At 75.6% G+C, this 8,475-nt stretch carries 10 protein-coding genes; 4 read left to right on the top strand and 6 right to left on the bottom strand.

Going from position 1 to position 8,475, the window contains the following annotated elements; genetic code table 11:
• The 3 genes from SSBG_RS15250 to SSBG_RS15240 all read right to left on the bottom strand — a co-directional run.
• Nucleotides 1–1,216, bottom strand: a 1,216-nt coding sequence (locus SSBG_RS15250) for an FAD-dependent monooxygenase (protein WP_008747002.1), incomplete at its 3' end; no start/stop codon positions are given.
• A gap of 241 nt (nucleotides 1,217–1,457) precedes the next feature.
• Nucleotides 1,458–2,045: a hypothetical protein gene (locus SSBG_RS15245; protein ID WP_037869832.1), complete on the bottom strand. Its 588-nt coding sequence runs from the start codon at nucleotides 2,043–2,045 to the stop codon at nucleotides 1,458–1,460.
• The gene (locus tag SSBG_RS15240; RefSeq protein WP_050776906.1) at nucleotides 2,042–3,220 is read right to left on the bottom strand and encodes an MAB_1171c family putative transporter; all 1,179 of its coding nucleotides are present in this window, start codon (nucleotides 3,218–3,220) and stop codon (nucleotides 2,042–2,044) included. The genes SSBG_RS15245 and SSBG_RS15240 overlap by 4 nt, the downstream gene beginning before the upstream one ends.
• 404 nt (nucleotides 3,221–3,624) lie before the next feature.
• Between SSBG_RS15240 and SSBG_RS15235 the strand changes: the two genes are divergently transcribed.
• Nucleotides 3,625–4,125, top strand: coding sequence for a DoxX family protein (locus SSBG_RS15235; protein WP_008746998.1), 501 nt, complete (start codon nucleotides 3,625–3,627; stop codon nucleotides 4,123–4,125).
• A gap of 225 nt (nucleotides 4,126–4,350) precedes the next feature.
• Here the strand turns inward: SSBG_RS15235 and SSBG_RS15230 are convergent, their stop codons facing one another.
• Together SSBG_RS15230 and SSBG_RS15225 are read right to left on the bottom strand one after the other, a co-directional pair.
• Nucleotides 4,351–4,911: a hypothetical protein gene (locus SSBG_RS15230; protein ID WP_008746997.1), complete on the bottom strand. Its 561-nt coding sequence runs from the start codon at nucleotides 4,909–4,911 to the stop codon at nucleotides 4,351–4,353.
• A 3-nt stretch (nucleotides 4,912–4,914) separates the two neighbouring features.
• Nucleotides 4,915–5,376, bottom strand: a complete 462-nt coding sequence (locus tag SSBG_RS15225) for a hypothetical protein (RefSeq protein ID WP_037869830.1) — start codon at nucleotides 5,374–5,376, stop codon at nucleotides 4,915–4,917.
• 520 nt (nucleotides 5,377–5,896) lie between these two features.
• Here SSBG_RS15225 and SSBG_RS15220 point away from each other — a divergent pair.
• Both SSBG_RS15220 and SSBG_RS15215 read left to right on the top strand, forming a co-directional pair.
• Nucleotides 5,897–6,484, top strand: a complete 588-nt coding sequence (locus SSBG_RS15220; protein ID WP_008746996.1) for a sigma-70 family RNA polymerase sigma factor — start codon at nucleotides 5,897–5,899, stop codon at nucleotides 6,482–6,484.
• Entirely contained in the window at nucleotides 6,481–7,218 is a 738-nt protein-coding gene (locus SSBG_RS15215; protein ID WP_037869828.1) for an anti-sigma factor, read from the top strand. Before SSBG_RS15220 ends, SSBG_RS15215 begins: the two co-directional genes overlap by 4 nt.
• Before the next feature lie 88 nt (nucleotides 7,219–7,306).
• On the opposite strand, the gene SSBG_RS15210 is transcribed toward SSBG_RS15215, so the two are convergent.
• Nucleotides 7,307–7,510, bottom strand: coding sequence for a hypothetical protein (locus SSBG_RS15210; protein ID WP_037869826.1), 204 nt, complete (start codon nucleotides 7,508–7,510; stop codon nucleotides 7,307–7,309).
• A gap of 208 nt (nucleotides 7,511–7,718) precedes the next feature.
• Between SSBG_RS15210 and SSBG_RS15205 the strand changes: the two genes are divergently transcribed.
• The gene (locus tag SSBG_RS15205) at nucleotides 7,719–8,411 is read left to right on the top strand and encodes a histidine phosphatase family protein (protein WP_037869825.1); all 693 of its coding nucleotides are present in this window, start codon (nucleotides 7,719–7,721) and stop codon (nucleotides 8,409–8,411) included.
• Nucleotides 8,412–8,475: the final 64 nt, after the last annotated feature.

Genomic DNA, 8,475 nt, shown 5'->3' with positions numbered 1-8,475 from the left:
TCGCCGCGTACACCCGGCCGTCCGCGAGATCCCGCAACCTCCGCCTCAGCAACGGGTGTTCGCCCTCGCCCACGTCGTTGCGGACGCCGATCGCCGTGAGCTCCCCGATCAGGTGCTCGTTCACCGCGTCGTAGGAGGTGACCAGTTCGCCGAGGAGCCGGCGCACGGCCTGCGCGCCCGGTGTCGTGGACAGCAGCTCCATCTGCGCGCGAGTGTTGTCGGGCACCTCGGCCGCGACGGCCCGCCGCTCGCTCTCGTACGTGTCGAGCAGCCCCGCGGGCGCCCGGCCGCTGATCTCGGCGGCGAGCTTCCAGCCGAGGTTGAAGGCGTCCTGCACACCGAGGTTGAGGCCCTGGCCGCCGGTCGGCGGGTGGATGTGCGCGGCGTCGCCCGCGAGGAGGACGCGGCCCACGCGGTAGTGCTCGGCGAGCCGGGTCGCGTCGCCGAAGCGGGTCAGGCGGCGCGGCTCCCCCACCCCGAAGTCCGTGCCCGCGACGGCCCGCAGGCTCTCCCGCAGATCCGCGGCGGTGGTCGCGGGCGCCTCCGGCCCCGCCACCCCCCGGGCGGGCGTCACGATCCGCCAGTACCCGTCGCCCATCGGGCCGAGCCCGAAGCGCTTCTGCGTCTCGCGGACCCGCGTGACGATCTCGGTGACCTCCTCGGCGGGCGCGGTCACCTCCGCCTCCGCGAGCAGCGTCTCGGTGCGCGTCGGTTCCCCGGGGAAGCCGACGCCGAGCAGCGCGCGGATCGTGCTGCGCCCGCCGTCGCAGCCCACGAGCCACCCCGCGCGCAGCGTCCCGCCGTCCGCGAGCCGCACGTCCACGCCCTCGGCGTCCCGCGCGAAGCCCGTCACCTCCGCACCGCGCACGATCCGCGCGCCGAGCCCCGTGGCGTGCGCCGTGAGCAGTTCCTCGGTCACGGTCTGCGGGATGCCGAGCACGTACGAGTGCGCGGAGTCCAGCCCCTGCGGCCACCGGTCGCCCAGCGCGGCGAAGAAGCCGCCCGTGCGGAACGTCGTGCCGCGCGCCAGGAACTTCTCCAGGAGCCCGCGCTGCGCCATGATCTCGATGCTGCGCACGTGCAGCCCCAGCGCCCGCGACCAGGCGTACGGCGCGGGGTCCTTGTCGAGCACGAGCACCTCGGCACCGTGCAGCCGCAGTTCCGCCGCGAGCATCAGTCCGGTCGGTCCGGCACCGGCGATGACGACCTGGCTCATGTACGTGCTCTCCCTCGTTCAGGCGTCCCGGTGCCGCATCCGGCCCCGGGCGGGAGATTCTGCGCGAAACGGGGGGGTCTTGCCGCAAGGCCCCCCTTGCGCTATACGTTGAGAGTGGAAGGGAGCGGCGACGCTCCCTTTTTCGCTGCCCGGGGCCGCTCGCGCCCGCCGCGGCGTCCGCTCCCCGCGCCGTTCGCGCCCCGCCGCGCGGTCCGCTCCCCGCCGTCCTCCCGCGCCGTCCTCACGCGCCCACGTACGCCACCGCCGTCGCCGCCCCCAGCGCCGTGCCCGCGCACACCTGCGCCACCGTGTGGTAGCCGAGCGCCACGCGGGACCAGCAGACCGCCGCCGTCAGGGCGTACGCGGCGAGCCACCACGGCGAGTGGACGCAGGCCAGCAGGGCGACGACCGCCGAGGCCACGGAGGCGTCCACGCTGATCTTCCAGGCGGTGTTGACCGTGAGCAGCACGATCGTCATGACCCACAGCGCGAGCATGGCGCGCAGGATGCCGTTCGGGGCGTGGCCGAGCAGCATGACCACGGCGCCCGTGCCGATCGAGGCGAGGATGACGAAGAAGATCGGCGCGCGCTGCCGGCGGTCCACGACGTGCCGGTCGCCCCACGTGCCGCGCCCGCGTTCCCAGTCGATGTACGCGGCCGGAATGATGCCCGCGCACAGCGCGCCGAGCAGGCCCCAGGGCAGGCCGGTCCAGTCCCCGGCCGCCGCGAGCCCGACCGCCGCCATGCCGCCGAGCAGCAGGTTGCGCGGCTGGAAGACGTCGGTCACGGCACGGGCCAGGCGGTGGTCCTCAGCGGTCGTGGTGCTCACGAGGGGGTGCCTTTCGGGGTCGGTACGGGGGCGGGGCGCGGCGGGGCGGACCGGCGCGCGGTGTCGCGGTACGCGGCCGAGACGCGCAGCAGCCAGGCGATCTCGCCGTCCTGGTCGGCCGCCTGCGGGGGGACGAGCGCGGGTCCGGGCGGCCCGGCGGGGGCTCCGGAGGCGTGCGCGGCCAGGGCCGAGGCGATCCAGCGCGCGGACTCCTCGGGGCCGCCGTCCGGTACCGGCGCCTCCGGCGCCCAGTGCCGCAACTGCTCGACGGCGTCCGCGATGTCGGCCGCCCACCGGTCGACGCGCACGTCGGCGGGGGTGCCGAGGCGCAGGAGTTCACGGGCCAGGGGCGCGGGCGGCGCGAAGGGCTGCTCGGGGAAGGCGGTCATGAGGTCGCGCCACAGCGGGTGCAGCGCGGCCTGCGCGCGCCACAGGCGCAGCCGCCGGGCTCCGGTGGCGAAGGCGGGTATCGAGGCGCCGACGGCGAAGAGCGTGAAGAGCACGACCTGCCCGGCCTCCGTCCACTTGTCGAAGGCGAGCGCGAAGTCCTCGCCGGGACGGTCGGCGACGCTGATCCACAGGAACAGCGTGCGGCTGAGGGTGTACGCGACGCCGATGACCATCGCGACGGCCATCATGCCGAGCCCGATCCGCAGGTGGCGGCGCGTGGCGGAGCGCACGGCGAGCCACCACTGCACGGCGCACACGGCGGAGGCGGCGCCCAAGTACACGTAGAACACGGTGTAGTAGAGCGTCGCGCCCCACTCGCCCGCGTGGTCGGCGACGAAGCGGTCCGAGGGGTGCGAGCGGTCGACGACGGTGAAGAAGAGCACGCTCAGCAGGACGAGCGTGGCCACCGCGGCTCGCGCGGCGACGCGTTGCACGGTGCGGGCGAAGCGGACGTGGCGGGGCACGTCGGTGTCGCACTCGTACCGGCCGTAGACCGCGACGATGTAGCTGAGGATGGCGAGGATCGCGATGGTCGCCGTGTAGTGCTTGACGAGCACGGCGAGGTCGGTGACGGGGCTGTCGTTGAGGTGGACGCGCACGTACTGGGTCTTCGTCCACAGCGCGGCGGCGAAGCCCGCGTAACAGCCCCACAGGGCCCGCCGTCTTCGGTCCTCCTCGTCCCCCCACACGGCGGCGGGCATACGCCACAGGGCGACGGCGGTCATGAGGCACGCGACGGCGTACCCGGCGAGGTCGAGCGGGGTGGGGGACACGGGGCGGAATCCTAGGCGTACTCGGTGAACTGGTGTGCGGCGGTTCCGCTTTGCGGAGGGGCGGGTGGAGTTGGCCGGTGCGGGGCGGCGCGCGGATCTGGCCGGAACAACCCTTGAAGCATCAACTTAGGCGTACCTAACCTTTGGGGACCACGCGCCGGAGCTGCGACCGCGCGCGCGGCACGAGGCGGCGTGCGTCCTCGCCGTTCCCCCGTGTCCCGCCCCACCCCGGGCAGCCGGTACCCCCACGGTCCCCACCGTTGCCGTATGCCCCTGGCCCCCCCCCCCGGTGGGTCTTCTCACGAGCAGCGTCGCCGAGAGAGAGGCCCCCTTCCTCCCCGCAGAAAGGGCACCCCATGCCCTCCTCGTCCTCGACCACCTCCCCGGTCGCCCCGGCCACGAGCCCGCCCGTCCCCGGCCTCGCCTCGCGCGCCGAGCGGGCACACCCCCACGCCCTCGGCGCCTTCCGCGTCGTGGTCGGGCTCCTCTTCGTCTGCCACGGCAGCGCCGCCCTCTTCGGCTTCCCGGAGGGCATGGGGCGCACGGTCGCCCTCGGCACCTGGCCGGGCTGGTACGCGGCGGTGATCCAGTTCGCCGGCGGCCTGCTCGTGCTGCTCGGCCTCGGCACCAGGGCCGCCGCCTTCATCTCCTCCGGCTCGATGGCGTACGCGTACTTCCACGTGCACCAGCCGCGCGCCCTGCTCCCGCTGGACAACGGCGGCGAGCCGGCCGCGCTCTTCTGCTGGGCGATGCTGCTGCTCGTCTTCGCCGGCCCCGGCAGCGCGGCCCTCGGCCCGGCCCTGCGCCGCCTGCGCCGCACCCGCGAAGGCCAACTGGCCCCGTCCGTAAGGGAGTAGAGGCACGGCGGCCGTGGCGGAGTACGGTCCGGGCCGGTGTCCAGCCGTCTTTCCGCCGAATCCCCCACGGCCGCCCCGCGAGGTTCCCGGGGGGCGCGGCGCGACGCTGCCCGGGCGCCGGCACGGCTTCGGCGCGGGGATGGACAGGGCTCGGGCGTGGCCCCGGCCCGGGGATCGGCACGACTCCCGCGCCACCCCGGCCCGACGCCGGTACGGCCCCCCCCGCTACTCCCCCTCGGGTCCGCGCCGTCCGAACAGGCCCCTCCTGCGGTGGGCGACCGGGCGGGACAGGGAGCTGGTGAGGCGGCCCACCATGTCGTCGCTCACCGCGTCGCGGGCCATGCGCGGGATGAGCGAGGCGCCCAGTTCCGCCATGCGCTCGTCGTGCGTCCCGTACCCGGCCCTGGCCTGGACGGAGCCGCCCGCGCCGACCACCCGGCGGACGAGGTCGGAGTCGAAGACCGGGAGCAGCCGGGCGAGCTGGTCGGCGTCCGGCGAGGTGCCGTGGTCGAACCACTCGTGGCACAGCTCGTGGAGCACGACGTGCTGGGTCTGGTACGGGGTCGGGCGCCGCCGGTACAGGACGAGGCTCACGCGCGGCGTGGCCAGGCGCAGGCCGCAGGCGCCGCCGGGGCGGGCGAGGTGCTCGGGGAGTTCGCGCAGCACGATGCGGCGCCCGCGCACGGCCTCCATCGCGGCGACGAGCCCCTCGATCGTGAACGGGCTCGGCACCGGCAGTCCCGCCAGCCGGTCCTCGCACTCCTTGCGCAGCGCACGCAGGGACACCGCTCAGCCCTCCGGCTCGGCGGCGGCCCGCGCGGCGCCGCCCCCCGGCGCTCCCGGCCCGTCCTCCTCGGCGAGCAGGCTCAGCGCGAAGTCCAGGAGCTCGGGCGGCAGCCCGTCCCGTACGGGGCCGCGCGCCGCGAGACCGCTCACCTCGCCGGTGCGGTGCCGGGCGAGGAAACGCAGCCCCGAGAGCACGTCCTCGACGACCTCCGACTCGTCCTTGAAGAACCGCCAGTCGACCCCGAAGCCCAGCCCGAGCGCCTTGAGGATGTCCTCGGAGGGGTGGGTGACCTTCCCCGCGAGGATGTTGGAGAAGTAGCTGTGGGAGAGGGCCCCGCCCTTGCGCCGGACGTGCTCGGCGAAGAAACGCCCCGAGACCCGCTGCCCCGGAAACGTCTTCTCGATCATGTACTCGACCTTGGCCCGCAAGCTGCTGAGCTGCGGCGCGGACTCCTCCACGGCCACCCCCGTTCCCCCCTCCGCCGGGCCGGAACGCGGAATTCCGTGACCCGGGACGTGAAATCAGACTTGCGCAAACACTCTACGTCACTGTTAACTCGAAAAAACATACGCCAGGGGGCCGCGAGGGGAGTCTCCTGACGATGTGACTACGCGCGTCCGCCAGCCACTTGTGTCCCTTTCGTGGGGTTTCTCACGGGGAAGGGCCACCTCCGGCGGCGGATCGCGCCGTGGCGTACGGGGCGCGCGCCCGGACCGCAGGCGGACCACCTGGGGGAAGGGCGACGCGCCGCCGGGCGCCCTTCTCGCGTACCGGGGGCCGCTTTCTCGCGCACCGGGCGCCGCCTTCCCGGGCGCCGGGCCCGCACCCCCGCCCGAATCCCGTACCCATCCCTTCCGCCCGCCGCTCCGAATCATCCCCGTAACGCCGACGTCCGTGCCTCGTTCGGGGGCATACGGGGCAAGGGCCGCCGGGGCGACGAGGCGCCGGCACCGGGCCGAGGCAGTGGGAGCGAGCGAGGTACGCGTGAAAGAGCCCGTCTACATCGTGGGGAACCCGGCCGCCGCGCCCCCGCTGGAAGAGCTGGTGGCCCGGGTCGCGCGGGGCGACCGCGACGCCTTCTCGGCGGTGCACGACGCCGTCGCGGGGCCGCTGCTGGGAGTCGTGCGGCGGGTGCTGCGCGACCGCGCGCAGTCCGAGGAGGTCGCGCAGGAGGTCCTGGTCGAGGTGTGGCGCACGGCGGGCCGCTACCGGCCCGAGCTGGGCTCGGTCACGAACTGGGTCCTCACGCTCGCGCACCGCCGCGCCGTGGACCGGGTCCGCTCCGTCGAGGCGTCCGCCGCGCGCGAACGCCGCGCGGGCCTGCTCGAACAGAACACCCCCGCCTACGACGAGGTCGCCGAGCAGGTCGAGACCCGCCTCGAACAGGAGCAGCTGCGGCGCTGCCTCGACGGACTCACCGAGCGCCAGCGCGAATCGGTGACCCTCGCCTACTACCGGGGCCTGACCTACCGCGAGGTCGCCGAACTCCTCGCCCTGCCCCTCGGCACCGTCAAGACCCGTCTGCGTGACGGCCTCATCCGCCTCCGCGACTGCCTGGGAGTGGGTACATGAGCACCACGGCCGACAACCACCTCCTCACCGGGGCGTACGCGCTCCACGCCCTCGAACCGGCCGAAGAGGCCGCCTTCGAGCGGCACATGGCCCACTGCGCCGCCTGCGCGCAGGAGGTGCGCGAGTTCACCGAGACGGCCACGAAGCTGGGCCTCGCCGCCGCCGTGGCACCGCCGCCCGGCTTCAAGGACGCCGGGATGGCCCGGATCACCGACGTCCGGCAGGAGCCGCCGCAGGCGGTACGGGCCACGCCGCCCCGCCGCCGCCCGCGCCCCGTGCACTGGGCGCTCGCCGCCTGCGCCGCGCTCGCCGCCGCGCTCGGCGGCACGGCCGTCTGGCAGGGGCAGCGCGCCGGCGAGGCCCGTACCGAGGCCCGCGCGGCCCAGGACCGGGCCGCGCGGCTCGACGCGGTGCTCTCGGCGCCCGACGTGAAGGTCACCAGCGGGGCGATCGACGCGGGCGGCCGCGCCACGGTCGTCGTCTCCCGCGCGCGCGACGGCGCGGTCTTCGCCGCGGCCGGGCTGCCCGATCCCCCGGCGGGCAAGGTCTACCAGCTCTGGCTCGACGTGGACGGCACGATGCGCCCGGCCGGTCTGCTCCCCGGCTCCTCGGGCACGGTCCTGATGAACGGCTCCCCGCGCGAGGCCACGGCGATGGGCGTGACGGTCGAGCCGGAGGGCGGCTCCCCGGCCCCGACCTCGCAACCGGTGGCACTGATGTCGCTGCCGGGCTGAGCGGGAGCGGGCCGCGCGGCGCGCCACGGGCCCGGGGCGTACGGGCGGGCTCCCGCGCGCCGCGTCCCGCGCGCCCGGCGGCTCGCGCCTAGTCGGCGGGCACGCCCTCGGTGACCTCGCCGAAGGCGGCGTCCACGACGCACTCCGGGGGAAGCGCCCCCGCCGGGCCCTCGCACTGCGGGAAGCCGGACGGATCGCCCGGCCCCGCCCCGTCGGCGGGGGAGGCCGTGCGGTCGGGCCGTGCCGAGGGCGCGGTGTCCGGCGCGGAGGACCAGGCCGCGACACCAGCCATGACCGACAGCGCAAGTGCGGCAGAGGCCGCCGCGGCGCGATATCTCATCCCAACTCCCCAGGGTGGCGCGGGCATCACAGTCCGCACACAGCCTGGCACACCTCCGCTCCGCACCGCAGGGAGAAAGCGTGAAGATGCCGTACGCGGTGCGGGCGGACCCGGCGGGGTAGAGCTGAGCGAGGACATGTCCCCGCCCCGGGAGGTTTTCGTGCCGGTCCCCGCCCTCACCCCGCCCTGCGCGCTTGTCGAACTGTGGGCCGTACGCCACGGCGAGAGCACCGCGAACGCCGTGTACGCCGACCCCGCGACGGCACGCCGCACCGAGCCGCTGCCCGGGCTCGACCGGGACGTGCCGCTCTCGCGGCGGGGCGTCGCGCAGGCGACCGCGCTCGGCGGCTGGCTCGCCGCGCGCGATCCCGGGCTGCTCGTCGTGTGCTCCCCGTACCTGCGCGCCCGCGAGACCTGGCGGCTCATGGCCGAGGCCGCCGGGCTCCCGCCCGGTGACGCCCTCGTGGACGACCGGCTGCGCGACCGGGAGCAGGGCGTCTTCGCACTCCACCCGCCGGCCGCGGTCCGCGCCCTCGACCCGCGCGAGGCGGAGCGGCGCGCCCGCGTCGGCACCTGGTACCACCGGCCGCCGGGCGGCGAGGCGCTCACCGACGTGATGGTCCGCGTCGGCCAGTTCCTCACCGAGCTCTCGCGCGCCGCGACGGGGCGGCGCGTGCTCCTCGTGGCGCACGACGCGGTCGTGGTCGCGGTACGGCAGTACTTCGGCGGCATCGGCCACCCGGTCCCGGACCGGCTGCCGCCCGTGCCCAACGCCTCGGTGTCCCACTGGGTCTCGGAATCCGGGCGGCTCGGCCTCGTGGACTGGGCCGGGGTGGACCACCTGACGCGGTGAGCCACCGGACGGACCGAGCCCCGGGAGACACGGACCCGCGCGGCGTACGGGGCGGCGCGTGGCC

The organism is Streptomyces sp. SPB074 (genome assembly GCF_000154905.1).
GTDB lineage: Bacteria > Actinomycetota > Actinomycetes > Streptomycetales > Streptomycetaceae > Streptomyces.
The sequence above is the reverse complement of the archived record's forward strand: the minus strand, read 5'-3'. Positions and strand labels throughout refer to the sequence as shown.

Excerpts from the sequence above, each read along its gene's own strand:
- SSBG_RS15235 (WP_008746998.1), top strand. The coding sequence starts at position 3,625 with ATGCCCTCCTCGTCCTCGACCACCTCCCCGGTCGCCCCGGCCACGAGC.
- SSBG_RS15215 (WP_037869828.1), top strand. The coding sequence starts at position 6,481 with ATGAGCACCACGGCCGACAACCACCTCCTCACCGGGGCGTACGCGCTC.
- SSBG_RS15210 (WP_037869826.1), bottom strand. The coding sequence starts at position 7,510 with ATGGCTGGTGTCGCGGCCTGGTCCTCCGCGCCGGACACCGCGCCCTCG.
- SSBG_RS15240 (WP_050776906.1), bottom strand. The coding sequence starts at position 3,220 with ATGACCGCCGTCGCCCTGTGGCGTATGCCCGCCGCCGTGTGGGGGGAC.